Source organism: Candidatus Pelagibacter bacterium nBUS_49 (genome assembly GCF_051200925.1).
Classification (GTDB): Bacteria; Pseudomonadota; Alphaproteobacteria; order Pelagibacterales; family Pelagibacteraceae; genus Pelagibacter.
This window is the reverse complement of sequence record NZ_CP172837.1, coordinates 624,395-648,202: the sequence shown is the minus strand read 5'-3', so window position 1 is coordinate 648,202 and position 23,808 is coordinate 624,395. Positions and strand designations below refer to the sequence as shown.

The following is a 23,808-nucleotide window of genomic DNA, read 5'->3' as shown; positions in this document are numbered from 1 at the left end:
ATGCAAAAAACTGAAGCTCCAAAAGATAACAATATTAAATTAATCTCTATGCATGATGAGATGAGCTCATCTTATCTATCTTATGCAATGAGTGTAATTGTTAGTAGGGCTTTACCTGATGTTAGAGATGGTCTGAAACCTGTTCACAGAAGAATTTTATATGCAATGTATAAAGGTGGATATGATTGGTCTAAACAATTTAGAAAATCTGCAAGAATAGTCGGGGATGTAATTGGTAAATATCACCCTCATGGCGATCAATCAGTTTATGATGCCCTAGTTAGAATGGTTCAAGATTTTTCAATGAGCTTACCTTTAGTCCAAGGCCAAGGTAATTTTGGATCAATAGATGGAGATCCTGCTGCAGCTATGAGATATACTGAAACAAGACTTTCAAAAGTTTCACAGTTTTTAATTGATGATATTGAAAAAAATACAGTTTCGTACAAAAGTAATTATGATGAAACTGAAAAAGAGCCAACAGTTTTGCCAGCACAATATCCAAATCTTTTAGTGAATGGTGCAGGTGGAATTGCCGTAGGTATGGCGACCAGTATTCCTCCACATAATTTAGGTGAAATAATAGATGGAACTTTAGCCTTAATTGATAACAAAGATATTAAAGTTAAAGAGTTAATGAAACATATACCTGGACCAGATTTTCCAACAGGGGGTGTCATTATTGGAAAAGATATCATTAAACAAGGCTATAACAATGGAAGAGGTTCATTTAAGATCAGAGGAGAAGTTGCATCAGAAACTCTTAAAAATGGTAGAGATAGATTGGTTATTACATCAATCCCTTATCAAGTTAATAAATCAGTTTTAAATGAAAGAATCGCTCAACTTGTTAGAGAGAAAAAAATCGAAGGGATTAAAGATATTAGAGATGAGTCTAACAGAGAAGGTATTAGAGTTGCTATTGATTTAAGAAATGGTGTTGAGCCAGAAACAATTAAAAGACAGCTTTATAAAAATACTCAAATTGAAAGTTCATTTGGTTTTAATACTTTAGCAATTGTTGATGGAAAACCAAAAACTTGTAATTTAAAAGATTTTTTAACTAACTTTTTATCTTTTAGAGAAGATGTTGTTATAAAAAAGACTAAATTTGATCTTCAAAAAGCAGAAGAAAGAGCACATATTCTATTAGGGTTATCTGTATCAGTTGAAAATTTAGATAAAATTATAAAGATTATACGTTCATCTAAAACACCAGATGATGCTAAACAATCTATATTAAAAACTAAGTGGAAAATAAACAAAACCCAAAAACTTATTTCTTTAGTAGAAGGTAAAAAAAGTAAAAATATTTACTCTTTATCTGAAGATCAAGTTGTAGCTATTTTAGAATTAAGATTACAAAAATTAACAGCCCTTGGTATTAATGAGATTGAAGTTGAAATAAAAAAATTAGCTGAATTAATCGCAAAATACAAAAAAATCATTTCATCTAAAAAAGAACTTTTAAAAGTAATTAGTGAAGAGCTTAAAAATATAAAAGAAAAATTTGCCGTACCAAGAAGAACTAAAATTATTGATGCCGTATTAAATTACGACATTGAAGAAACTATTCAAAAACAGTCAGTAATTATAACTGTCACTCTTCAAGGATATATTAAAAGAGGTTCTTTAGATGGTGTTAAACAGCAAAAAAGAGGTGGTAAGGGTAAATCTGGTATTACAACCAGGGATCAAGACTCAGTCATTCAAACACTTTCTGTTAACACACATACATCTGTTCTTTTCTTTTCAACTGAAGGACTAGTTTATAAGGTTAAAGCTTGGAAGATACCAGAAGGTTCAACTACATCCAAAGGTAAATCATTATTTAATATTTTACCTTTAAAAAACCATCAATCAATTAGTTCTATAATGCCAATGCCTGAAGATGAGACAGATTCTAAAAATTACCAAATAATTTTTGCAACTGCTCAAGGTAAAGTTAGAAAAAATAGTTTAGAAGATTTTTCATCAATTAATGCTTCTGGTAAAATCGCAATGAAACTTGATAATAATGATAAAATTGTGGGTGTTAAAATTTGTCAAGATGATCAAGATGTAATTCTAAGCACCAAATTTGGTAAATGTATAAGATTTGAAGCAAAAAAGTTAAGAGTTTTTAAAGGAAGATCATCAAAAGGAATTAAAGGAATAGAGTTAGCTCCAAATGACCAAATTGTTTCTCTATCTGTAATAGATAGCGATAAAATGAAAAAAAATGGTAAAAAATCTAAAGATGATAAATCTGAGATTAAAGCTAAAGAAAAATTTGTCTTATCAATAAGTGAAAATGGATTTGGTAAGAAAACTTCTCACATTGATTACAGAGTTACAAATAGAGGGGGCAAAGGTATAATTGGAATTGTTAACTCCCCAAGAAATGGAAATATAACGTCTTCTTTCCCAGTTTTTGAGGGAGATGAAATACTTATCTCTACAAATAAAGGTAGGGTAATAAGAGTAGCTGTTAAGGAAATAAGAACTGCTGGCAGAAACACTCAAGGTGTAAGAATTATAAAATTATCAGGTGAAGAAAAAGTGGTATCTGCAATTAAAATCGATGATAATCTAGTCTAATGAATAAGGTAGCAATTTATCCTGGTACATTCGATCCTATTACTTATGGTCATATTGATGTTATTAAAAAAGCGTTAAAGTTATTTGACAAAATTGTTGTTGGTGTGTCTGACGTGAGTAATAAAAATTACCTATTTAGCTCTGAAGAACGGATCAATATTGTTAATAAAGCGTTATTTAAAGACTTAAGATTAAATAAAAAAAAAATATCTGTTGTTTCATTTAGCTCTCTTACAACTGACCTTTGTAAAAAATGTAAATCTAATATAATTTTAAGAGGTTTAAGAGCAGTTTCTGACTTTGAGTATGAATTTCAATTAGCTGGCATGAACAGAAAACTTAATAATAATATTGAAACAATTTTTTTAATGTCTGATGTTGAAAATCAAATCATATCATCAAGATTTGTTAAAGAAATTGTTAAATTAAATGGGGATATAAAAAAATTTACTACCAAAAGTACAATTAAATCTTTAAAAGACAAATATGAGTAGAATTTTAACAACTATATTTATTTTATTTTTTTTATTTACCAATCAATTAATAGCACAGGAGAATATAATGATTTTAAAATTAAAAGATGGAGATGTCAAAATTGAGTTATTCGAAGATGTAGCTCCAAATCATGTAAAAAGAATTAAAGAACTAGCTGACAGTGGTCAGTACGACAACGTAGTGTTTCATCGTGTTATTGATGGATTCATGGCGCAAACTGGTGATGTAAAATTTGGTAATTCCGATTCAGGAGATTTTGACTTACGAAGAGCTGGAATGGGCGGATCAGATTTACCAGATCTAAAACAGGAATTTAGTAGTGTTCCTCATGATAGAGGTACACTATCAATGGCCAGATCTTCTGATCCAGATAGTGCAAATAGTCAATTCTTCATATGCTTTAAACCAGCACCTTTCTTAGACAGACAATATACTGTTTTTGGCAAAGTTTTAGAAGGTATGGAATTTGTTGATAAAATTAAAAGAGGAGATGAAAGTAATAACGGTTCAGTTTCAAACCCAGACAAAATTATTAGTTTCAAATCTCAATAATTTATTTTAATGGCATTAAAAGATTTTGCCTTTAAAGTTTTAAAAAAAGATAAATTTTCTAGGTGTGGTTTAATAGAGACCCATAGAGGTATCATTAATACACCTGCTTTTATGCCAGTTGGTACACAAGCGACTGTTAAAGCTTGTACTATCGATGACATAAAAAAAACTGGATCAGAAATAATATTATCTAACACCTATCATTTAATGATTAGGCCAGGCGTAGATAGAGTTCAATCAGCAGGTGGACTTCATAATTTTATGAATTGTGATTTACCAATTCTTACAGACTCAGGTGGTTTTCAAGTAATGTCTTTATCTAAACTTAATAAAATTGACAGAGAAAAAGGGGCAATTTTTAATTCACATGTTGATGGTAAAAAATTTTATTTAAGTCCAGAAGAAAGTATAAGAATTCAATTGGGTTTAAACTCAGATATAGTCATGATAATGGATGAATGTCCCCGAAAATCAAATGATTATGAATTAATAAAAAAATCAATGGATTTATCTTTATATTGGGCTGAAAGATCAAAAAAAGCTTTTGGTATAAACCCTCACAAAGCACTATTTGGAATTGTTCAAGGTGGTTTGTTTAAAGATCTTAGAATTAAATCGTTAAAAGAATTAATCAAAATTGGTTTTGATGGTTATGCGATGGGTGGTTTAGCGGTAGGAGAGTCTCAAAATGAAATGTTTGGAGTGTTAGATGATATTAAAGAACACCTACCAGATGGAAAACCTCATTATTTAATGGGTGTAGGTACTCCATCTGATATCATTGGTGCTGTTAAAAGAGGTATTGATATGTTTGATTGCGTATTACCTACTAGATCAGGAAGAACTGGATTAGCTTTTACATGGGAAGGAAGAATAAATATTAAAAATAATAAGTATCAAACTGACAATACTCCACTGGATCCTAATTGTAACAATTTAAATCTTAATAAATATTCAAAAAATTATTTGAATCACTTGTTTAATACTAATGAGATTTTAGCTTCTATGCTCTTAACTCTTCATAATATTAATTTTTATCAAGAATTAATGTCAGCAATTAGAAAGAATATATCTGAGGGTACATTTGATCAATTTCATGATAAATACATAGATAAGTTGTAGAAGATAAACAATTTTTTGTTCAATTTGACGTTTGAAAAAATAGAATAATTCTGTATACAACAACTATTCAATTTGAATATATGGGGGCCCTTAGCTCAGTTGGTAGAGCAATTCCCTTTTAAGGAATGGGTCGATGGTTCGAGTCCATCAGGGCTCACCACTATTTCATTTATGTAATCTTAATTGGCGGATAATCTAAAATTACTTCGTTCATTTTTTCATTTAAATTTTTAATTCTATTATCAGATGATGGATGTGTACTCATAAACTCAGGAGGTTCTTTACCTTTGTTAAGTACTTTCATCCTTTCCCAAATTTTGACTGTTTCCCTGATATCGTAACCAGATAAAGAAGCAAATATCATTCCAAGATAATCTGCTTCACTTTCCTGTTTTCTATTAAAAGGATTAAGGATTCCAAGTTGTGCAAGTAAACCAACAGTATTTTGTCCCGTTGTTCTATTAATATCCGATAATACACCACCACTTGCTATGTCAACAATTCTAGTTCCAACGTTTAATAATGTTCCTCTACTAGCTCTTTCAACAGAATGTTTGGCGACAGCATGTGCAATTTCATGACCCATTACTGCAGCAAGACCATTGGTATTTTTTGTTGCATCTAATATACCAGTGTAAACTGCTATCTTACCACCAGGCATACACCAAGCATTACGTACTTTTTTTTTATCTATTAAAATGTAATCCCAATCAAAATTTTTTGTTGGATCATCTAAATTTTCTCTATCAAAATACTCAGAAATTGAGTCTTCCATTTTTTTACCAATATCTTTAATTTCATTGAGGGTTTTAGTGTCATCACTCATTCTTTCTTTTTCTTTAATTTTTTCGTAAACTCTAGCAGCTTGTGCGTTAAGCTTAGCCTCTGAAACAATTTTTAATTGTTTTCTTTCGGTAATTGGCGCGGTTGTGCAAGAGGGTAGTAAAAAACCACCGCAACTACAACCCACATATGATAAAAATTTTCTTCTATTCATTTTAATATAAAATTGATAATAACATTAAATTATGAATCTTAATAATAAAATTCTAATTGTATTATTTATTGTTGCAATTTCTTTTGTAATTTACTCAAGTTTCAATTGATAATATGGAAAAAAAATCAAAACGAAAAGCATTATCATTAACACTTAGGAACTATTTTATTACTGGTGTGGTTGTACTTATACCAATTGGTTTTACATTATATCTTAGTAAAATTTTAATAGGTATATCTTCAAATTTAATTCCAAAAAATCTTAATCCCAATCATTATTTACCGTTTGATATACCCGGTGTAGAAATTTTAATTTCAATATTACTTATAACTGTAGTTGGTGGTTTATCTTTATCCTTTTTTGGAAGAAGAATTTTAAAATTAATCGATGATCTATTTAAAAGAATCCCTTTTTTAAGAACTGTTTATTCTGCAATTGTTCAAATGACTGAAACATTTTCTAAAAAAGATGACAATAAAAAAAGCGTAGTTTTAATTGAATACCCAAGAAAAGGTGCATGGGCCGTAGGTTTTGCAACTAAGGAAAACACAGGTGAGATGGCAGAAAAAACAAATAAAAAATTAATTAATGTTTTTGTTCCAACCACACCAAATCCTACAAGTGGCTTTTTGTTAATGTTTCCAATTGAAGATGTGATTTATTTGAATATGACTTTTGAAGAAGCGTCTAAATTTATTGTTTCTGCAGGTACTTCTAATAAATAATCTTAGGCAATATCATTTATAATATCAGCTCTATCGTATAATTTAATAAGGGGTTTATATTTACTAATATCAGTATTATCTAATTCAATTCTTCTAATTTCTTTTTCTGCTAGTAAAAAAAGATCACTATTATGTATTGGATCAGCTAATTTAAAATTTTTAATCCCACTTTGTTTAAATCCTAATATATCTCCAAAACCTCTAATTTTCATATCTTCCTCAGAAATATAAAAACCATCAGCAGATTCTTTCAAAGTATTGATTCTTTTTTTTGCATTTTTACTTAAGTTGGATTTAAACATTAGTATACAGGTAGAGTCTTTATCACCTCTTCCAACACGACCTCTAAGCTGATGTAATTGCGATAAACCAAATTTGTTAGCATTTTCGATTATTATTACGTTTGCATTTGGAAAATCTATACCAACTTCAATAATTGTAGTTGATACTAAAATCTGGAATTTTTTCTTTAAAAAATTATCTAAGATAATCTCTTTTTCTTCTAAATCAGTTTTGCCATGTAAAAGAGATACTTGATTAGGAAAAATTTTATTCAGATATTCAAATTTTTTAACAGCAGAGGAATGATCTAATTTTTTACTTTCTTCAATAAGTGGACAAACCCAGAATATTTGATTTCCAGATTTGATTTCTTTTTTAATAAATTTAATAACATCATCAATTTTACTTTCTAGTTTGCTATATGTTTTAATAGGTTTTCTTGACTTAGGTTTTTCTCTTATAATTGAAAGATCCATATCCCCATAAAGTGTCATCGTTAATGTTCTGGGTATAGGGGTTGCGGTCATCAACAAAACATCACAATCTTTTCCACCTTTATCAGATAAACGTTTTCTTTGATTAACACCAAATTTATGCTGTTCATCTATAACAATTAATCCTAAATTTTTAAAAAATACTTTTTTTTGAAAAATTGCATGAGTTCCAAAAATAATATCTATATTATTATCAGCTAATTTTTTTAAAATTTCTTTTTTAGTTTTGTATTCTGATTTACCAGAAATTAATTGAATATTTATTTGATTTGAAAATAGTTTTTTTGCAAGGTTAAAATGTTGTCTAGCTAGTATTTCTGTTGGTGCCATAAAAGCGACCTGAAATCCAGAATTAATAGCATTATATGCGGCTAGCAAAGATACTATAGTTTTTCCACTTCCAACATCTCCCTGAAGTAATCTAAACATTTTATTGGTTGATGAAAGATCGTTATTTATTTCTTCTAATGTTTTTAACTGATCTTTAGTAAGCGTAAATTCTAATTTTTTTAGAATTTTATTTTGTTTTGCTTTATCTACAACTTTACTTTTTTTTTTAATTTTTTTAATTTTTTTTCTTATTTCAGAGTTAACTAAAAATGTTGAAAAAATTTCATCAAAAGCTAACCTTTGATAAAAATTTTTCTTATAATTACCTATATTTTCTGGTTTATGTAATTCTACAATTGCATCATTCCATTTTATATTTCCAAATTTATCTAAAATATTTTCTGAGTGCCATTCATTTAAAGTGGGGAGGTTTTTTATTATTTGATTAATAATCTTGTTATAAATTTTTTCAGAAATTCCCTCTGTTAATGAGTATGTGTTATGTTTTTGCTTTATAAGTGAGGAGTCTTCAGAAATATATTTGGGATTGGTAAGTTGATATTTGTTTCTAAAAAAACCAATTTTTCCACTAATAGTTATTTCTTTTTTTAGAGGAAGAATTTTTCTTACATAACCTTCATAGCTATTAAAAAAAATACAATCAATTTCACCTGTTTCATCAGTACAAGAAACTTTATTTGGCAGATTTCTAACTCTTGGAAAAGAATATTTTTGAGGAATAATAGTAATTGTTTGGTTTTCACCAATTTTTAAATCCTTAATTTTTGTTGAATGGCTTCTATCTGTATAGGATTTAGGCAACTTCCATAACAAGTCAAAAATATTATTAATTTTCTTTTTTTTTAATAAATTAGTTGTTTTAGTGCCAACACCTTTAAGTTTAGTTAAATCTGATAAAAGATATTCATAATTACTTTTATTACTCATGAAGTGATAATATATTATATTAATGACACTCAATATAGATCTATTAAAAAAAAAGATTATTTACAGATCAAGTTATCGTGGCACAAAAGAAATGGATAAACTTTTAGGATCTTTTACCAAAAAGTACATTGAGATATTGAGCCTTAAAGATCTTATAGATTTAGAAAAAATGCTAGATATAGATGACACAAATTTATACAATTACTATAATGGTTTGGATTGTGATATTGAATTTAAGGAAAATTATATTAACACATTATTTAAAAACTTTATATATGATATTGAGAAAAATTGATGGCGGAAGGACTGAGATTCGAACTCAGGAAAGAGTTGCCCCTTTGCCGGTTTTCAAGACCGGTGCATTCAACCACTCTGCCATCCTTCCGTGAAGATTGTTTTATTATTAAAATTATTTAATTCAACCATAAAATAGTCTAATAAAAGCTATAACTTATTAATCATTAGTTCCTATGAATAAAGAATTTAACAAAGGACTGTTCTTAGCTGGATTTGGTTCTTTTTGGTGGGGTTTTTTTGGTGTTTTGTATTTTAAATACATTACATACATCGGTCATATAGAATTGGTTGTTCACCGATGTCTATGGACAACATTTACATTAATTTTAACAACTTTTTTTTTTTCAAAGTGGGATATTTTTTTTACCATAATTAAAAATAAAAAAAATTTGTTTTATTTATTTTTATCTGGTTTTCTTATTTTTATAAATTGGGCTGTGTGGATTTATGCTATAGCAACTAATAGGATAATTGATGCAAGCTTTGGTTATTTTATGATGCCAATTTTAAGTGTGATGCTTGGTTATATTTTTTTTAAAGAAAAACTTAATAAAAAAAGAATATTATCAATAATATTAGTGATTATATCTATTTTATATTTAGTTTTAATAAGCATTAAATCTTTACCGTGGGTTGGTATTATAGTTGCTTTAAGTTGGGGTTTTTACAATCTAGTTAGAAAAAAAATACATATCGATACTGATATAGGTCTTTTAATAGAAAGCTTTTATATTTTACCCTTTGCGCTAGTTGCTTTTTATTTAATAACGATAAATGGACATAATGATTTTAAGTTATCTGATCCTCCAATGATGTTATTTATTTTTTTAGCAGGTCCTATGACAATAATACCTTTATTTTTATATGTTAGAGGTGTTGAATTATGTGGATTAGGTGCAACAGGTATGATTTTTTATATCACCCCAACATTTCAATTTTTACTAGGATATTTTTATTATGATGAACCATTTTCATTGGAAAAATTAGTTAGTTTTATTTTTATTTGGATTGCTGTAATTATATATTTAAAAGATTTATATGAAACTAATTAACTATTTATTTATATTCATATTTTTAAGTTTCACTCCATCATTTTCAGAAAACCCAACTGGTTTTAATGCCTGGAAGGATAGTTTTAAAAAAACTGCATTGGAAAATGATATTTCTGAAGAAATATTTGATATTGTTATGGCGGATACAAAATTTTTGCCAGACGTAATTAAATACGACCGATATCAACCAGAATTTTATGAGGATACCAAAACATATATCTCAAAAAGAGCTTCTTCAAAAAAAGTTTCTAAGGGATTGGATTTTTATAAAAAAAATGCAAATCTAATTAACACAGTAGAAAATCTATATAATATAGAAAAAGAACTTCTTTTAGCATTAATGGGTATAGAGACTAATTTTGGAACTTATGTTGGTAAAATGGATATATTGTCATCTTTAGCAACATTAAGTTTTGATGAACGAAGATCTGAATTTTTTTCAAATGAATTAATAATTTTATTAAAGTTGATAGAAAAAAATCAGATTGATTACAAAACATTATATGGTTCCTGGGCAGGAGCATTTGGTTTTTTCCAGTTTATGCCTTCAACAATGAAAAATTACGCCGTAGATTTTGATAAAAACAATTCAATTGATTTAAAAGATAGTCATGATGCTTATGCATCAGCAGCTAATTATTTAAATGAAATAGGCTGGAAAGATAATGAACCTTGTTTTTATAAGGTTGAATTATCAAATGAAATACCAAAAAAATATTTAAATGTTTCAGCAAAAAAACTACATGATAAAAAAAAATTAAAATATTTTCGAAAATATATATCAAATACAAATTTAATAGATCAAAAATTTAATGATTTAACAACTTCAATAATTACACCTGATAAAGATATAATTCCTGATGCTGAAAATCTAAGTCCTGCTTATATAGTTTTTGATAATTATGAAATTATTTTAAAGTGGAATAGATCTTTAAGATTTTCGTTAGCTGTTTGCACACTTAAGGAGAAATTTGAAAATGAATTATAAGTCTTTATTAATAGTATTGTTCATATTCTTGTTAGGTTGCGAACAAAATAATCTTAATAAAAATGCTGTTAATCAAGAGATTATAACAAAGTATAAAAATTCTGGTTTTGCACTTGTTTATAATCCAATGCTAAAAAAAGAAAAAAAAATTTCAAATAAAATTGACAACAGATCTCTTCTTATTTTCCACAAAAGTCTAAAAAAGAATTCTTTTGTTAAAATAACAAATCCAGTTAACCAAAAAACAGTGATAGCTGAAGTGATTTCGAATAACGTAAATTTTTCTGATTTTTACAATAGTGTAATAACTTCAAGAATAGCTGAAGAACTATCGTTAAACTTAAATGAGCCTTATATTAATCTTGTTTTGATATCTCAAAATTCAACATTTGTTGCAAAAAAAGCCAAAACTTTTAATGAGGAAAAAAAAGTTGCGGAAAAAGCACCTGTAGATGGCATTCAAATTGACAACTTAGGAGAAATCAACCAACCAAAAAATGAAACTATAAAAGAAGAAATTTTTAGTTACTCAATTAAAATCGCTGATTTTTATTATAAAGACTCAGCAAAGAACATGTCTGATAGAATTATTAATGAAACAAATATTAGGAACCCTCTTATTAAAACAATATCTAATACGAAATATAGGGTATTATTAGGACCGTTTAATGATATAAAAAAACTTAGAGACTCATTTAATGAAATTAAATCATTAAATTTTGAAAATATAGAAATTTTGAAAGATGTTTAAAAAATTATTTTTAGTTTTATTTGTAAGTTTTATCTATGTTGGATCAGCATTAGCTAATCTTGATGTAAAAGTAAGGACTGCAATCCTTCAAGATTATTACTCTGGTGAAATTCTTTATGAAAAAGAACCTGATATTTCTATATACCCTGCATCAATGACAAAAATTATGACATCCATAATTGCCTTTGATTTAATTAAATCAGGTGATTTAAAACTAGATGAAAAGTTTATCATTTCTGAAAAAGCTTGGCGGTTATCAACATCAGGTTACTCATCAATGTTTATTATGGTGGGTGATGAAGTTTCTGTAGAGAATTTACTTAGAGGTATTATAGTAGCTTCTGGAAATGACGCCTGTGTTGCTTTAGCAGAAGGTATTGCTGGTACTGAAGAAGAGTTTGCAATTTTAATGACTGCAAAAGCCAAAGAAATAGGCATGGAAAATACAAATTTTGCAAATTCATCTGGCATCAATGATCCTGATAATTATTCAACTGTAAGAGATATTTTAAAAATGTCTAAATATTTAATTCATAAGCACCCTAAATTTTATGAAATGTTTTCAGAAAAAAAGTTTACATGGAATAGAACAGGTGGCGATCCAATAACACAAGGTAATAGAAATCCTCTTTTATATAAAAAAACTCTAGGAGTTGATGGAATTAAAACTGGATACTTAGCAGTAGAAAAATACTCGTTGGCATCGTCAATAGTTAGAAATGGCAGAAGATTGATTGCTATTGGAAGTGGATTTAATTCAAAAAATGCAAGATCAAAAGAAAGTTCTAAATTGCTAACATATGGTCTTACTAATTTTGATCTTGTAAATATTTCTAAAGCCAATGAACCATTTGAAAAAATTGATGTTTGGCTTGGAAAACAAGATAAAGTTGATGTTTATACTAATAAAGATGTCTACAAAACTATAAAAAAAGCTAAAAAAAAACTTTTAAAAGTATCTGTTAAATATGAAGGGCCTATCGAAGCTCCAATTAAAAAAAATGAAAAAGTTGCTATTTTAAAAGTTGTTTACGATGATGAGTTAGTTGGTGAATATGATTTACTTGCTTCTAATGAAGTTAAAAAAGTAAATTTTGTATCAAGATTATTAAAATCACTTAATTATCTCATTTGGGGCGATGTCTAAGAAACCAATTATTGTTTTTGAAGGAATTGAAGGTAGTGGTAAAAGTCACCATATTTCAATTGTTTCTAAATATCTGAGTAAAAAAAAAATTAATCATATAAAAATAAGAGAACCTGGTGGAAACCCAAATTCTGAAAAAATTAGAAAATTAATTTTAAACAATAAATCAAATTTTAATAAAGATACTGATTTATTATTATATATGGCGGCAAGAAGTGAAAACATGAATATTATTAAAAGATCATTTAATAAGAAGATTATTCTTATTGATAGATTTACAGACTCTACAATTGCTTATCAGCACTATGGAATGGGGGTTGATCTAAATTTAATTGAGACTTTAAACAAATACCTACTTAAAAATATTAGAATTAGTTTTACTTTTTTGAATATAGTTAATCAAAAGAATCTTCAAAAAAGATTAAAACAAAGAAAATCATTAAATAGATATGATAAATTTAAAATGTCGTTTTACAACAAAGTTCAAAAAGGATTTTTAAATTTGTCAAAAAAACAAAAAAATAAATATCAATTAATCAATTCAAATTTAGATATAAATAATAATGAAAAATTGATTTTGGATAAAATTGATAGATTGATCAAATGAATTTAAATCCAGCAAAACAAACAACTTTATATGGTCATCATTTTGAATTTTGTAATTTTATTGATCTTTATAAAAATAAAAAACTGCCAAATAAGATATTATTATCAGGAGAAAAAGGCATTGGTAAATCTACTTTAGCTTACCACATAATTAATCGTATTTTATCCTTTGGTGAAGAACATTCTTATGACGAAAAAAATTTTACAATTGATCCAGAAAATAAGTCGTTTAAATTAATTTTAAATAAATCTAATCCTAACTTTATTTCTATTGACATAGAAGAAGATAAAAAAAGTATCGATATTAATCAAATTAGAAATTTAATATTAAATTTAAATAAATCGTCTTTTAATATAAAACCAAGACTTGTGCTGATTGACAATATTGAACTTTTAAACATTAATTCAGTCAATGCTTTGTTAAAAATAGTAGAAGAACCTAATGACAATATTTATTTTATTTTAATCAATAATAATAAAAAAATTTTACCTACACTTAAATCTAGATGTCTTAACTATAATATCCATCTTAAATCTGATGAATCTTTTGATATTTCAAACAAAATTTTAGGTAAAAATGTAAAAAAATTAATTCATGAACAAATGATAAATAACTATAGCACACCAGGATCGATACTAAATTTATTGAATTTTGCCGATACAAATGGGGTTGATTTAACACAAATGAACTTAAAAGATTTTATTAAGATGATTATAAATGAAAAAAAATATAAAAAAGACCAGTTTGTTAAACAATTATTATATTCTCTAATAGAACTTTATTTTAGACAAAACGTATCATTAAGAAATATTAAACTATTGAAAATGCAAAATTATTTTTTAAAAAAAATTAACAATACAAAAATCTTTAATCTAGATGATGAAACATTATTAATGGAATTTGATGATAAGGCTTTAAATGGATAAAAGATTTTATATCACAACGCCAATTTATTATCCCTCTGCTAAGCCACATATGGGTCATGCATATTCTAGTATAATAGCTGATTTTTTTGCAAGATTTAAAAGAATGGATGGTTTTGAGGTGCAATTTCTAACTGGAACTGACGAACACGGTTTAAAAATACAACGATCAGCTGAAAAACAAAATATTGATCCATTAGAATTTTGTAATCAAATTAGTCAAACATTTAGAGATCTTTCAAAAACATTAAATCTTACTAACACTGATTTTATAAGAACTACTGAAGAACGACATAAAAAAACAGTACAACATTTATGGAATGAACTTGAAAAAAATGATGATATTTATTTATCTAAATATTCCGGATGGTATTCAGTATCTGACGAAGCGTTTTATAATGAAGATGAAATTGAAGATATAAATGGCGTTAAAAGATCAATTTCATCAAAATCAAATGTAGAATGGATAGAGGAGGAGTTTTATTTTTTTCGATTATCTAAATGGGAAAAACCATTACTTGATTATTATGAAAAACATCCAAACTTTATTGCTCCAGAATCTAGAAAAAATGAAGTTATTAGTTTTGTAAAAAATGGTTTAAAAGATTTATCTGTAAGTAGAAAAAGTTTTTCATGGGGAATAAAAGTACCTAATAATGATGATCATGTCATATATGTGTGGCTTGATGCCCTAACAAACTATATCAGTGCCTTAAATTATCCTGACACTAATAATAAATTATTTAAAAATTTCTGGCCCGCTTCAATTCATTTAATTGGAAAAGATATTTTAAGATTTCATGCCGTATATTGGCCAGCTTTTCTTTTGGCTGCGAAAATAGAGCTACCATCAAAAGTTTATGGTCATGGATGGATCCTTTCAGGAGATGAGAAAATGTCTAAATCTAAAGGAAATATTTTAGACCCTATCGAAATAATTAATGAATATGGTTTAGATCCATTGAGATATTATTTGATTAAGGAAGTATCTTTTGGAAATGATGGTAATATATCACAAGAAAGATTGGAAGATTGTATCAATAGTGATCTAGCTAATAATTTTGGAAATTTATGTCAACGTGTTACAGCTTTTGCTATAAAGAATTGTGATAGCGAAGTACCAAAAGATGTAAAATTTGAAAAAGAAGATTTAATAATTTTAGACAGATACAAAAATAGCCTATCTCAAATTAGAGATAAGATTGATAATCAGGACATCAATTTTTATATTGATTTTATTATAAATTCTTTATTTGAAGCTAATAAATATTTTAATGATCAAGAACCATGGAAAAAAAAGGATGATATTATCAGACTAAATACAATAGTTTATACAACTTTAGAAATAGTTAGAAAAATTAGTTATTTACTTTATCCAATAATTCCTCAGTCATCTATAAATGCTCTTAAAATTTTTAACCTTAATGAAAATGAAATTAATTTAACATCTGTTGAAAATAATGAATTTTTATCTAAAGGAAGTAAAATAAATAAAATTGGTATACTTTTTAAAAAAATAGATAAAAACAATGATTGATTCACACTGTCATTTAGATCACGAACCTTTATTAAGTGATTTAACTAACGTAATTAGACGCTCAAGAGATATTGGTATAAAAAAACTATTAACGATTTCGACCTCTTTTGAAAGTTTTGAGCGAATTAAGACAATCATACAAAAAGATAAAATGATTTATGGCACAATTGGAATTCATCCGCATGAGACAAAAAAAAATAAAATTACTTCAGATATGATAATAAAAAATATTACCGAAAATGATAAAATAATCGGAATTGGCGAAACTGGTTTAGATTTTTACTATAATAATAGTGATAAAGATAATCAGATAATAAGTTTTAAAGAACATATTGAGGCATCTATTAAAACAAACTCTCCATTAATCATTCATTCTAGAGAAGCTGAAGAAGAAACTTTTAATATATTGAATGATTATAAGGATAAAAATCTAAAAATATTAATGCATTGCTTTACAGGTAGTTTAAATTTCGCAAAAAAACTATTAACATTAAATGCTTTTTTTTCTGCTAGTGGCATTATTACTTTTAAAAATTCTGTAGAGTTACAAGAAATATTTAGATTTTTGCCTTTAGATAAAATTTTAATTGAAACAGATAGTCCTTTTTTAGCACCAGTGCCTAATCGAGGTAAAAAAAATGAGCCTTCATTTATTGATTATACTGCTCAAAAATTAGCAGATATAAAAAATATTTCTAAATTAAAGCTTGTTAATTTCACAACAAATAACTTTAATAAACTTTTTTTTGATTAAATATTATGAAATTTATAATTCTTGGATGTGGAAGTTCTATGGGTGTGCCTCGTCCAGATGGTTACTTTGGTAATTGTGATCCCAATAATAAAAAAAATTATAGAACTAGATGTTCAGCATTAATTAAGAGCAAAGCTGAAAATATTTTAATTGATACATCTCCAGATTTAAGACAACAATTACTTAGACATAATATTAAAAAAATTGATAAAGTTTTTTATTCACATATGCATGCAGATCAAACTCATGGTATTAATGATTTAAGATCTTTTTACATAAATAGACGAAAGCAAATAAATGTATTTGCAGATTATGCTACTTCAAAATATTTAAAAAATAGTTTTTCATATTGCTTTAAAAGTTATTCAAAAGAATATCCTGCAACTCTAAAACTTAATAAAATAAATAATAAAATGTATATTAGTGATAAAAATAAAAAAATTTCAATAAAACCAATTTCTGTAGATCATGGTAAAGTTAAATCTAATTGCTTTATAATAGATAAAAAATTAGCTTACATTAGCGATATAAGCGATATTTCTAACAAAGATTTTAAATATTTTAAAAATTTAAAATATCTAATAATTGATTGTCTTTGGTATAATTTCCACCCCTCACATTTTAATTTAGAAAAATCATTATTTTTTATAAAGAAATTCAATCCTTCAAAAGCGATATTAACTAATTTATCGCCTGTACTAGATTACAATGAATTAAAGAAACTTTTACCTAAAAATGTTATGCCAGCTTACGATGGCTTTACAATAAGTTTATAAAATTTTTTCTAATTTTTTAATAATTTTATTTGATAGAGGTCCTGTAAAAGAAGCAAATGTGTCTTCAACTTTACCATTTTTGTTTATTAAGATTTTATGAAAATTCCATTTAGGAACTGTGGATTTTCCATAAGTTTCTTTTGCCCATATGTATATTGGGTGAGCATTATCACCCCTAACTTCATATTTGCTTGTCATTGGAAAATTAATATTGAAGTTAGTTTCACAAAAATTTTTAATTTCAGCTTCTGAACCCGGTTCTTGACTTCCAAATTGATTGCTTGGTATACCAATAACAACTAATCCTTTTTCTTTATAATTGTCATATAATTTTTGCAAATCATCATATTGTTTTGTAAAACCACATTTGCTTGCAACATTTACTAATAATATAGTTTTATCCTTAAATATTGAGAGATTTAATTCTTCTCCTTTTATAGAATTAATTTTAAAATCGTAAAAAGTTTTAGAATTTTCTGACATAGATTTGTTTAAAAATAAAAACATAATAATTATTAGATAAATGACAATTTTTTTATTTAACATTCACTTTTTAGATGATATTAGTAGAATTACATATCCAAAAACAGTTGATAATAATGATCCAGCTAAAACACCAATTTTAACACCATCAATATACTGAGCATTTTCAACAAAAGCCAAATTTCCTACAAATAAACTCATGGTAAATCCAATACCAGTTAAAATTGAAACACCGTATAAACTTAACCAATTTGAATTATTTGGTGCTTCTGCAAACTTAAGCTTAATTGAAACATAAGAGAATAATAAAACTCCAATTTGTTTTCCAAAAAATAATCCACACAATATACCAAGTGGCACAGGTGCTAGTAAACTTGCTAATGATAAACCTTCTAAGCTTACACCAGCATTTGCAAATGCAAAAAGTGGCATTATCATAAAAGCAACATAAGGTGAAATTGCATGTTCTATTTTAACTAACAATGAAAAATCTTTATCTTTTATTCTATGAGGTATAGTAGATGCCAATAAAACTCCTGCAATAGTTGCGTGTATTCCTGATTTATAAGTAAAAAACCACATAAACAAACCTATGATTAGATAAGGTATAAATATTTTCACTGAAAATTTGTTTAAGACTAAAAGTAAAATATAACTTAATAAAATAAGACTCAAATAAGGTATGCTTAAGTCTCCAGAATAAAAAAAAGCAATTATTAATATAGCACCAAGATCATCTATGATTGCTAGAGCTGTTAAAAATACTTTTAATGATATTGGAACTCTTGAACCTAATAAAGATAATATACCAAGAGAAAATGCAATATCTGTAGCTGATGGGATCGCCCAACCATTCATTGTTTCTGAATTTCCCCAATTTATAAAAACATAGAAAAGGGCAGGTACTAACATACCACCAACGGCGGCTATTATTGGAAGCATTGCTTGTTTTATGTTTGAGAGCTCGCCTTGTAAAAATTCTCTTTTTATTTCCAGCGTAACAAAGAAGAAAAAGATTGCCATTAGAGCATCATTTATCCAATGATGAACTGAAAGTTTTAATCCAAACTCATTAACACCAATAAATAAATAATTTTCTAGGCTATGAAAATATAAATCACTTAAATCACTATTACTTATGAATAGAGCAAGTATTGCTGCTATTAATAAAACTAAACCACTAGCTGCTTCAAGTTTAAAAAACCATTTAAAGGGGTTTGATAAATAATTAATCATAAAAAATTAATAAAGATCTATAATAAAAAGTTTTATATCTTTCAATATCTCAAAAAGGTTAAATAAAAGAATTTCTAATCCTGGAAAAATATTAATTAATGGTGCTTTAAATGTATCAATTAATATTATTAACGCCACAAAAGATATAATTGAGACCACTAAATAAGAAAAGAATTTACTGCTAGTATTCTTTTTAATTTTATCTTTTACAGGAATTTGTTTTTCAGCAATTTTATCTTCAGTTTTATATATTCTATCATCTATTTCTTTTTCTAATGATACATCATTGGGTTCATTGATATTTTCTACAATTTTATTATCAATTTCATCTTCAATTTTTTTATCTGCAAAATTATCAATTAAAGGTGGTGGTTCTGTTTTATTGTCTTCTAATTTATAAAACCAAACATGATTACATGAACCACATTTCACATCTCTTCCATTATCAGGTATTAAAGAAAGGTTAATTTTAAATTGTTTGTTGCAATTAGAGCAGCTAATAATCATACTTATTTATATATCAGATTTATATCAAATTTCTTTTAATTTTGATCTATTTATACTTTGAAATAATCTATATCTACTGTATTAGTAACGACATCGGAGTGTAGCGCAGCCTGGTAGCGCATCTGGTTTGGGACCAGAGGGTCGCAGGTTCGAATCCTGCCACTCCGACCATCATTATGACTAAAGCAATTATTTATATACCAAATAAAAACCCTATGCAGTCTGGAGCGGCAAAAAGTAATAAATGGATTTTAGAATTTATTACCAAAGACCCAACTAAAAATCCTTTAATGGGTTGGGAAAGTTCTTCAGATACATTAACAGAATTAAAACTTGAATTTCCATCAAAAGAAGTAGCGATAAGCTACGCAAAAAAGAAAAAAATAGATTTTGAAATAATCGAACCAAAAAAAAGAAAAACTGTAAAAAAATCATACGCTGATAATTTTTTAAAATAATTAATGTTTAGATTTTTCAAATTAAGAAAATGGTTTATGTGGTCTTGGCTTGGATCAATTATCATTTTATCCTCATTATGGATACAGGTTAAAATTGATGTCAAAATAAATGAGTGGTTTGGTCAATTCTATGATATGATTCAAAAAGCACTTGGTGAGCCAAATGCTATAACTATCGATGAGTATTGGTCTAGTTTATTATCTTTTATCACGTTGGCTGCTATATATGTTGGTGTAGCTGTTGTTGTTAGTTTCTTTACCTCCCACTATTTGTTTAGATGGAGAACAGCAATGGTTGAGTGGTATCACAGTGTTTATGATAGAGCTCGTAAAATTGAAGGAGCATCTCAGAGGGTTCAAGAAGACACAATTAAGTTTTCGAGAATAATGGAATCTTTGGGTACAAGTTTAATTGAAGCTCTAATGATTTTAGTTGAATTTATGCCAATCTTATTTGGTTTAAGTATCGGTATTCCAATTTTCTTTTTTGGTGATTGGAATTATGGATTAATTGTAGGTGCTTTAATCTGGTCTGTAGGTGGAACTATATTTTTAATTGTTTTAGGATTAATTCTAAGACTAGTTGGTGTTGAATATGACCTTCAAAAAAAAGAGGCTGCTTATAGAAAAATATTAGTAGTCGCTGAGGATGATGGAACCGTCAGACCAAAATCTATTGAAGAGCTTTTTAATGATGTAAGAGAAATACATTTTCTAAGTTATATTCGATATTTATTTTTTAATGTTGGAAGAATTGCTTATTTACAAGCAAATGTTCTTTCAGCATATGTTTTTTTAGCGCCCGCTATAGTCGCTGGAGCTGTTACACTTGGTGTAATGCAACAAATTATTAGGGCTTTTGGAAGAGTTGAAGGATCAATGCAATATATTCTAAAAGCGTGGCCCACAATAATTGAATTTGCTAGCGTTTATAAACGTTTAAGAGAATTTGAGTCAAAAATAAATGAAGATAAATTTATTGATGAAAAAATTTAATGGCAATTGATAAAAAATTTATTGACAAATTTAGACAAGTCACTTCAAAAGCGGCTCTAGCTGCTTCATACTTAGTTGGGAAAAAAGATAAAATTGCAGCTGATCAAGCTGCTGTTGACTCTATGAGGTCAGAACTAAATAAAATTGATATGAACGGACAAGTAGTAATAGGTGAGGGAGTTCTAGATGAAGCTCCATTACTTTATACAGGAGAAATTCTAGGCACAAAGAATGGTCCAGATTTTGATATAGCAGTTGATCCTGTTGAGGGAACAAATTTTGTTGCAAATAATTTACCAGGAGGCATTGCGGTATTAGCTGTTGGAGAAAAAGGCAATCTATTTAATGCACCTGAAACTTACATGCATAAAATAGCTACTGGAGAAATTGATAAAGGTTTGATTGATTTAGATTATCCGTTAGAAAAAAATATCAAAAATTTATCTGAATTTAAAAATAAAGATTTTTCTTCAATTACAGTTTGTGTTTTAGATAGGCCAAGACACAAAAAAATTATTGATAAGCTAAAAGATTTAAAAGTAAACATTAAACTAATTACAGATGGTGATGTTCTTGGTGCATTATATGTTTCCGATCCAAAGTATAATGTTGATATGTTTTTAGGTATTGGTGGCGGTCCTGAAGGAGTTTTGGCAGCATGTGCGCTTGATGCTTATAACTGTCACTTTCAAGGAAGATTTATTTTTGATAATGAAAAAGATATAATTGAAGCTAAATCAATGGGTATAAAAGATTTAAACAAAAAATATGAATTAAATGAAATTGTTAAAGGAGACTCTCTTTTCTGTTCATCAGGGATAACTACCAATGAAGTTTTAAATGGTATCATTATTGAAGGAGATAAATTTATCAGTGAAACTCTGGTTACACATAAAAATACAAATTTTAAACAAATTGTTAAAAGTATCAATTCAATAAATGAATGATTTCTGTTTCTGGTAAAATTTGGACAGAACAAAAGGTTAATAAAAATTTAGTAGAAAAATTTAAACAAGACTATGGTTTAGGTGATATTCTATCTAAGTTAATTATTTCACGAAACTATAATTCATCAGAAATATATGGAATTAATAATAAACAAAAATTAACAAATATATTTAAGGATGACAAAGATTTCCAAAAAGCATCACAGATACTTTTAAAAACTATTAATAATAATGAATATATCTGTATTTTAGGTGATTATGATGTAGATGGAGCGTGCGCTACGACATTGTTAGTTAGATATTTTAACTCTATTAATCAAAAACATTTTTTTTATATTCCTGACAGAACTGAAGATGGTTATGGCGCCAGTAAAAAGCTATTTCAAAAATTAATTTTAAAAAAACCTAAGTTAGTAATAATGGTTGATTGTGGCTCTACTTCAAATGAAGCTATTGAATATTTAAACAAATATAATATCAAATCAATAATTATCGATCATCATGAGATAAATAAGCCTCATCCAAAATCAAATGTAATTATTAATCCTAAAAAGGAAACTATTAAAAAAGAAAATTCAATTTTATGTGCCACTGCTTTAACATATTTTTTTATAGATATTATAATTAAACAAACTAAGTCAAATTTTAAAATATCTAATTTTCTAATTTATGTATTACTTGCAACTATATGTGATGTGATGCCACTAAGAAAAATCAATAAAATTATTGCAATTAATACAATAAATAACTTTAAGATACAAAATAATTTAGCCTTAAATTACATATTTGAGCAATATAATCTAAAAAAAAAATTAACTGTTGATGATTTAGGTTTTTTAATTGGACCAATAATTAATTCAGGTGGAAGGCTTAATAATTCAAATCATGGTGTGGAATTATTATCTACAGATAATCTTGAAATTATTAAAGATAGATCAAATAAATTAATTTTCCTAAATAACAAAAGAAAAATAATAGAAAAAAATATTTTAGATCAAATAGATTTTGAAAAAATTAAAAAAGAAAACAAAAATGTTATAATTTATTATAAAGAAAATTTAAGTGAGGGATTAATAGGTATTATTGCATCAAGATTAAAAGATTATTTTAACAAACCTTCAATAGTTATCACAAAGTCTAATAATAAACTCAAAGCATCTGCTAGATCCACTGTTCATTACAATATCGGATATTTAATAAAATCTTTAGTTGATAATAAGATTATTGATATTGGAGGAGGTCATAATATGGCAGCAGGATTCACTATGAAAAAAAATAATCTAAAACTATTAGATAGTTTTATACAAAAAGATTTTAAAAAAAAAAATTCTGACAAATATGACTCAAAAAATTACGACTTAGAAATATCTTCATCATTCATTAGAAATAAATTTTTTCAAAATATTAACAAATTAGGACCATTTGGAAATTTTAATGATTTACCAATTTTTTTAATTAAAAATCTTAAAGTTATCAAATTAAACATTATCAAGGATAAACACATATCAGTAATCTTAAAGCCTAATACTGGTGCAACAATCAAGGGTATATGCTTTAATAGCTTGAATACAAAATTAGGACATTATTTATTAAACTATAAAAAAAACATTAATATTATCGCTCATATACATGAAAATATTTGGAATAATAAAAAAACAATTCAATTAAATATTAAGGATTTAATTCTTTAGTTTAATAAGTCTTGAATTGTAGCAACTTTTAAAATAAAAGACCCATCAACGGTCCCTTCGTCTATCGGTTAGGACAGCTGGTTTTCATCCTGCAAAGGGGGGTTCGATTCCCCCAGGGACCGCCATTAAAATG

The 23,808-nt window shown here is 26.9% G+C and carries 24 protein-coding genes and 4 tRNA genes; 22 read left to right on the top strand and 6 right to left on the bottom strand.

What is annotated here, in order from left to right; all coding sequences use genetic code 11:
• The 5 genes from gyrA (at position 1) to ACIJYF_RS03570 (ending at position 4,909) form a co-directional block, all read left to right on the top strand.
• Positions 1–2,580, top strand: a complete 2,580-nt coding sequence (gene gyrA / locus ACIJYF_RS03590) for a DNA gyrase subunit A (RefSeq protein WP_435117839.1) — start codon at positions 1–3, stop codon at positions 2,578–2,580.
• A complete protein-coding gene (gene coaD / locus ACIJYF_RS03585; RefSeq protein WP_435117837.1) occupies positions 2,580–3,074 on the top strand; it encodes a pantetheine-phosphate adenylyltransferase in 495 nt (164 codons plus the stop codon). The genes gyrA and coaD overlap by 1 nt, the downstream gene beginning before the upstream one ends.
• Positions 3,067–3,627, top strand: coding sequence for a peptidylprolyl isomerase (locus tag ACIJYF_RS03580; RefSeq protein ID WP_435117834.1), 561 nt, complete (start codon positions 3,067–3,069; stop codon positions 3,625–3,627). Before coaD ends, ACIJYF_RS03580 begins: the two co-directional genes overlap by 8 nt.
• A gap of 9 nt (positions 3,628–3,636) precedes the next feature.
• Complete coding sequence (tgt, locus tag ACIJYF_RS03575; RefSeq protein ID WP_435117832.1) at positions 3,637–4,749, top strand: tRNA guanosine(34) transglycosylase Tgt; 1,113 nt, start codon at positions 3,637–3,639, stop codon at positions 4,747–4,749.
• Between the two features lie 84 nt (positions 4,750–4,833).
• Positions 4,834–4,909: transfer RNA gene (locus tag ACIJYF_RS03570), tRNA-Lys, on the top strand.
• A gap of 9 nt (positions 4,910–4,918) precedes the next feature.
• On the opposite strand, the gene ACIJYF_RS03565 is transcribed toward ACIJYF_RS03570, so the two are convergent.
• Positions 4,919–5,746 carry a M48 family metallopeptidase gene (locus ACIJYF_RS03565; protein ID WP_435117830.1) on the bottom strand — a complete coding sequence of 276 codons (828 nt, stop codon included), beginning with the start codon at positions 5,744–5,746 and terminating at the stop codon, positions 4,919–4,921.
• Positions 5,747–5,859: 113 nt separating this feature from the next.
• Here ACIJYF_RS03565 and ACIJYF_RS03560 point away from each other — a divergent pair, with 113 nt between their 5' ends.
• A complete protein-coding gene (locus tag ACIJYF_RS03560; RefSeq protein ID WP_435117828.1) occupies positions 5,860–6,471 on the top strand; it encodes a DUF502 domain-containing protein in 612 nt (203 codons plus the stop codon).
• A gap of 2 nt (positions 6,472–6,473) precedes the next feature.
• On the opposite strand, the gene recG is transcribed toward ACIJYF_RS03560, so the two are convergent.
• A complete protein-coding gene (gene recG / locus ACIJYF_RS03555; protein ID WP_435117826.1) occupies positions 6,474–8,525 on the bottom strand; it encodes an ATP-dependent DNA helicase RecG in 2,052 nt (683 codons plus the stop codon).
• 22 nt (positions 8,526–8,547) lie between these two features.
• Here recG and ACIJYF_RS03550 point away from each other — a divergent pair, with 22 nt between their 5' ends.
• Positions 8,548–8,820, top strand: a complete 273-nt coding sequence (locus tag ACIJYF_RS03550; RefSeq protein ID WP_435117824.1) for a succinate dehydrogenase assembly factor 2 — start codon at positions 8,548–8,550, stop codon at positions 8,818–8,820.
• Here the strand turns inward: ACIJYF_RS03550 and ACIJYF_RS03545 are convergent.
• A tRNA-Ser gene (locus ACIJYF_RS03545) sits at positions 8,821–8,910 on the bottom strand.
• An 85-nt stretch (positions 8,911–8,995) separates the two neighbouring features.
• Between ACIJYF_RS03545 and rarD the strand changes: the two genes are divergently transcribed.
• The 9 genes from rarD to ACIJYF_RS03500 are packed head-to-tail and all read left to right on the top strand — an operon-like array spanning position 8,996 to position 17,357.
• Positions 8,996–9,874 (top strand): EamA family transporter RarD, encoded by an 879-nt coding sequence (rarD, locus tag ACIJYF_RS03540; RefSeq protein WP_435117822.1) that lies wholly within the window; start codon positions 8,996–8,998, stop codon positions 9,872–9,874.
• Complete coding sequence (locus ACIJYF_RS03535; protein ID WP_435117820.1) at positions 9,861–10,862, top strand: lytic murein transglycosylase; 1,002 nt, start codon at positions 9,861–9,863, stop codon at positions 10,860–10,862. The genes rarD and ACIJYF_RS03535 overlap by 14 nt, the downstream gene beginning before the upstream one ends.
• Positions 10,852–11,613: a hypothetical protein gene (locus tag ACIJYF_RS03530; protein ID WP_435117818.1), complete on the top strand. Its 762-nt coding sequence runs from the start codon at positions 10,852–10,854 to the stop codon at positions 11,611–11,613. The genes ACIJYF_RS03535 and ACIJYF_RS03530 overlap by 11 nt, the downstream gene beginning before the upstream one ends.
• Positions 11,606–12,760 carry a D-alanyl-D-alanine carboxypeptidase family protein gene (locus ACIJYF_RS03525; RefSeq protein WP_435117816.1) on the top strand — a complete coding sequence of 385 codons (1,155 nt, stop codon included), beginning with the start codon at positions 11,606–11,608 and terminating at the stop codon, positions 12,758–12,760. Before ACIJYF_RS03530 ends, ACIJYF_RS03525 begins: the two co-directional genes overlap by 8 nt.
• Positions 12,753–13,367 carry a dTMP kinase gene (gene tmk / locus ACIJYF_RS03520; RefSeq protein WP_435117814.1) on the top strand — a complete coding sequence of 205 codons (615 nt, stop codon included), beginning with the start codon at positions 12,753–12,755 and terminating at the stop codon, positions 13,365–13,367. Before ACIJYF_RS03525 ends, tmk begins: the two co-directional genes overlap by 8 nt.
• Entirely contained in the window at positions 13,364–14,293 is a 930-nt protein-coding gene (locus tag ACIJYF_RS03515) for an AAA family ATPase (RefSeq protein ID WP_435117812.1), read from the top strand. Before tmk ends, ACIJYF_RS03515 begins: the two co-directional genes overlap by 4 nt.
• On the top strand, positions 14,286–15,827 hold the full coding sequence (gene metG / locus ACIJYF_RS03510; protein WP_435117810.1) for a methionine--tRNA ligase: 1,542 nt from the start codon (positions 14,286–14,288) through the stop codon (positions 15,825–15,827). The genes ACIJYF_RS03515 and metG overlap by 8 nt, the downstream gene beginning before the upstream one ends.
• A complete protein-coding gene (locus ACIJYF_RS03505; protein ID WP_435117808.1) occupies positions 15,820–16,581 on the top strand; it encodes a TatD family hydrolase in 762 nt (253 codons plus the stop codon). The genes metG and ACIJYF_RS03505 overlap by 8 nt, the downstream gene beginning before the upstream one ends.
• Positions 16,582–16,586: 5 nt before the next feature.
• Positions 16,587–17,357, top strand: a complete 771-nt coding sequence (locus ACIJYF_RS03500; RefSeq protein ID WP_435117806.1) for an MBL fold metallo-hydrolase — start codon at positions 16,587–16,589, stop codon at positions 17,355–17,357.
• On the opposite strand, the gene ACIJYF_RS03495 is transcribed toward ACIJYF_RS03500, so the two are convergent.
• From ACIJYF_RS03495 to ACIJYF_RS03485, 3 genes are read right to left on the bottom strand one after another with little or no spacing between them, the layout of a single operon-like run.
• Entirely contained in the window at positions 17,352–17,864 is a 513-nt protein-coding gene (locus ACIJYF_RS03495; RefSeq protein ID WP_435117804.1) for a glutathione peroxidase, read from the bottom strand. The genes ACIJYF_RS03500 and ACIJYF_RS03495 overlap by 6 nt on opposite strands.
• A 39-nt stretch (positions 17,865–17,903) precedes the next feature.
• Complete coding sequence (gene nhaA, locus ACIJYF_RS03490; protein ID WP_435117802.1) at positions 17,904–19,076, bottom strand: Na+/H+ antiporter NhaA; 1,173 nt, start codon at positions 19,074–19,076, stop codon at positions 17,904–17,906.
• A gap of 6 nt (positions 19,077–19,082) precedes the next feature.
• Positions 19,083–19,583, bottom strand: coding sequence for a zinc-ribbon domain-containing protein (locus ACIJYF_RS03485; protein ID WP_435117801.1), 501 nt, complete (start codon positions 19,581–19,583; stop codon positions 19,083–19,085).
• Positions 19,584–19,677: 94 nt separating this feature from the next.
• Here ACIJYF_RS03485 and ACIJYF_RS03480 point away from each other — a divergent pair.
• From ACIJYF_RS03480 to ACIJYF_RS03455, 6 genes are all read left to right on the top strand, one after another.
• Positions 19,678–19,754: transfer RNA gene (locus ACIJYF_RS03480), tRNA-Pro, on the top strand.
• A gap of 5 nt (positions 19,755–19,759) precedes the next feature.
• Positions 19,760–20,041, top strand: coding sequence for an ETC complex I subunit (locus tag ACIJYF_RS03475; RefSeq protein WP_435117799.1), 282 nt, complete (start codon positions 19,760–19,762; stop codon positions 20,039–20,041).
• A 3-nt stretch (positions 20,042–20,044) separates the two neighbouring features.
• Positions 20,045–21,037 (top strand): putative transporter, encoded by a 993-nt coding sequence (locus ACIJYF_RS03470; RefSeq protein WP_435117797.1) that lies wholly within the window; start codon positions 20,045–20,047, stop codon positions 21,035–21,037.
• Positions 21,037–21,984: a class II fructose-bisphosphatase gene (gene glpX / locus ACIJYF_RS03465; RefSeq protein WP_435117796.1), complete on the top strand. Its 948-nt coding sequence runs from the start codon at positions 21,037–21,039 to the stop codon at positions 21,982–21,984. The genes ACIJYF_RS03470 and glpX overlap by 1 nt, the downstream gene beginning before the upstream one ends.
• Complete coding sequence (gene recJ / locus ACIJYF_RS03460) at positions 21,981–23,675, top strand: single-stranded-DNA-specific exonuclease RecJ (protein ID WP_435117794.1); 1,695 nt, start codon at positions 21,981–21,983, stop codon at positions 23,673–23,675. The genes glpX and recJ overlap by 4 nt, the downstream gene beginning before the upstream one ends.
• 50 nt (positions 23,676–23,725) lie before the next feature.
• Positions 23,726–23,800: transfer RNA gene (locus tag ACIJYF_RS03455), tRNA-Glu, on the top strand.
• Positions 23,801–23,808 lie beyond the last annotated feature (8 nt).

What these genes read in the sequence shown, in the direction of transcription:
- ACIJYF_RS03470 (WP_435117797.1), top strand. Translation starts at nt 20,045, where the DNA reads ATGTTTAGATTTTTCAAATTAAGAAAATGGTTTATGTGGTCTTGGCTT.
- ACIJYF_RS03535 (WP_435117820.1), top strand. Translation starts at nt 9,861, where the DNA reads ATGAAACTAATTAACTATTTATTTATATTCATATTTTTAAGTTTCACT.
- recG (WP_435117826.1), bottom strand. Translation starts at nt 8,525, where the DNA reads ATGAGTAATAAAAGTAATTATGAATATCTTTTATCAGATTTAACTAAA.
- ACIJYF_RS03550 (WP_435117824.1), top strand. Translation starts at nt 8,548, where the DNA reads ATGACACTCAATATAGATCTATTAAAAAAAAAGATTATTTACAGATCA.
- ACIJYF_RS03580 (WP_435117834.1), top strand. Translation starts at nt 3,067, where the DNA reads ATGAGTAGAATTTTAACAACTATATTTATTTTATTTTTTTTATTTACC.
- metG (WP_435117810.1), top strand. Translation starts at nt 14,286, where the DNA reads ATGGATAAAAGATTTTATATCACAACGCCAATTTATTATCCCTCTGCT.
- glpX (WP_435117796.1), top strand. Translation starts at nt 21,037, where the DNA reads ATGGCAATTGATAAAAAATTTATTGACAAATTTAGACAAGTCACTTCA.
- ACIJYF_RS03495 (WP_435117804.1), bottom strand. Translation starts at nt 17,864, where the DNA reads ATGTTTTTATTTTTAAACAAATCTATGTCAGAAAATTCTAAAACTTTT.
- ACIJYF_RS03505 (WP_435117808.1), top strand. Translation starts at nt 15,820, where the DNA reads ATGATTGATTCACACTGTCATTTAGATCACGAACCTTTATTAAGTGAT.
- nhaA (WP_435117802.1), bottom strand. Translation starts at nt 19,076, where the DNA reads ATGATTAATTATTTATCAAACCCCTTTAAATGGTTTTTTAAACTTGAA.
- rarD (WP_435117822.1), top strand. Translation starts at nt 8,996, where the DNA reads ATGAATAAAGAATTTAACAAAGGACTGTTCTTAGCTGGATTTGGTTCT.
- ACIJYF_RS03525 (WP_435117816.1), top strand. Translation starts at nt 11,606, where the DNA reads ATGTTTAAAAAATTATTTTTAGTTTTATTTGTAAGTTTTATCTATGTT.
- recJ (WP_435117794.1), top strand. Translation starts at nt 21,981, where the DNA reads ATGATTTCTGTTTCTGGTAAAATTTGGACAGAACAAAAGGTTAATAAA.
- ACIJYF_RS03475 (WP_435117799.1), top strand. Translation starts at nt 19,760, where the DNA reads ATGACTAAAGCAATTATTTATATACCAAATAAAAACCCTATGCAGTCT.
- ACIJYF_RS03530 (WP_435117818.1), top strand. Translation starts at nt 10,852, where the DNA reads ATGAATTATAAGTCTTTATTAATAGTATTGTTCATATTCTTGTTAGGT.
- gyrA (WP_435117839.1), top strand. Translation starts at nt 1, where the DNA reads ATGCAAAAAACTGAAGCTCCAAAAGATAACAATATTAAATTAATCTCT.
- tgt (WP_435117832.1), top strand. Translation starts at nt 3,637, where the DNA reads ATGGCATTAAAAGATTTTGCCTTTAAAGTTTTAAAAAAAGATAAATTT.
- ACIJYF_RS03500 (WP_435117806.1), top strand. Translation starts at nt 16,587, where the DNA reads ATGAAATTTATAATTCTTGGATGTGGAAGTTCTATGGGTGTGCCTCGT.
- tmk (WP_435117814.1), top strand. Translation starts at nt 12,753, where the DNA reads ATGTCTAAGAAACCAATTATTGTTTTTGAAGGAATTGAAGGTAGTGGT.
- coaD (WP_435117837.1), top strand. Translation starts at nt 2,580, where the DNA reads ATGAATAAGGTAGCAATTTATCCTGGTACATTCGATCCTATTACTTAT.
- ACIJYF_RS03560 (WP_435117828.1), top strand. Translation starts at nt 5,860, where the DNA reads ATGGAAAAAAAATCAAAACGAAAAGCATTATCATTAACACTTAGGAAC.
- ACIJYF_RS03565 (WP_435117830.1), bottom strand. Translation starts at nt 5,746, where the DNA reads ATGAATAGAAGAAAATTTTTATCATATGTGGGTTGTAGTTGCGGTGGT.
- ACIJYF_RS03485 (WP_435117801.1), bottom strand. Translation starts at nt 19,583, where the DNA reads ATGATTATTAGCTGCTCTAATTGCAACAAACAATTTAAAATTAACCTT.
- ACIJYF_RS03515 (WP_435117812.1), top strand. Translation starts at nt 13,364, where the DNA reads ATGAATTTAAATCCAGCAAAACAAACAACTTTATATGGTCATCATTTT.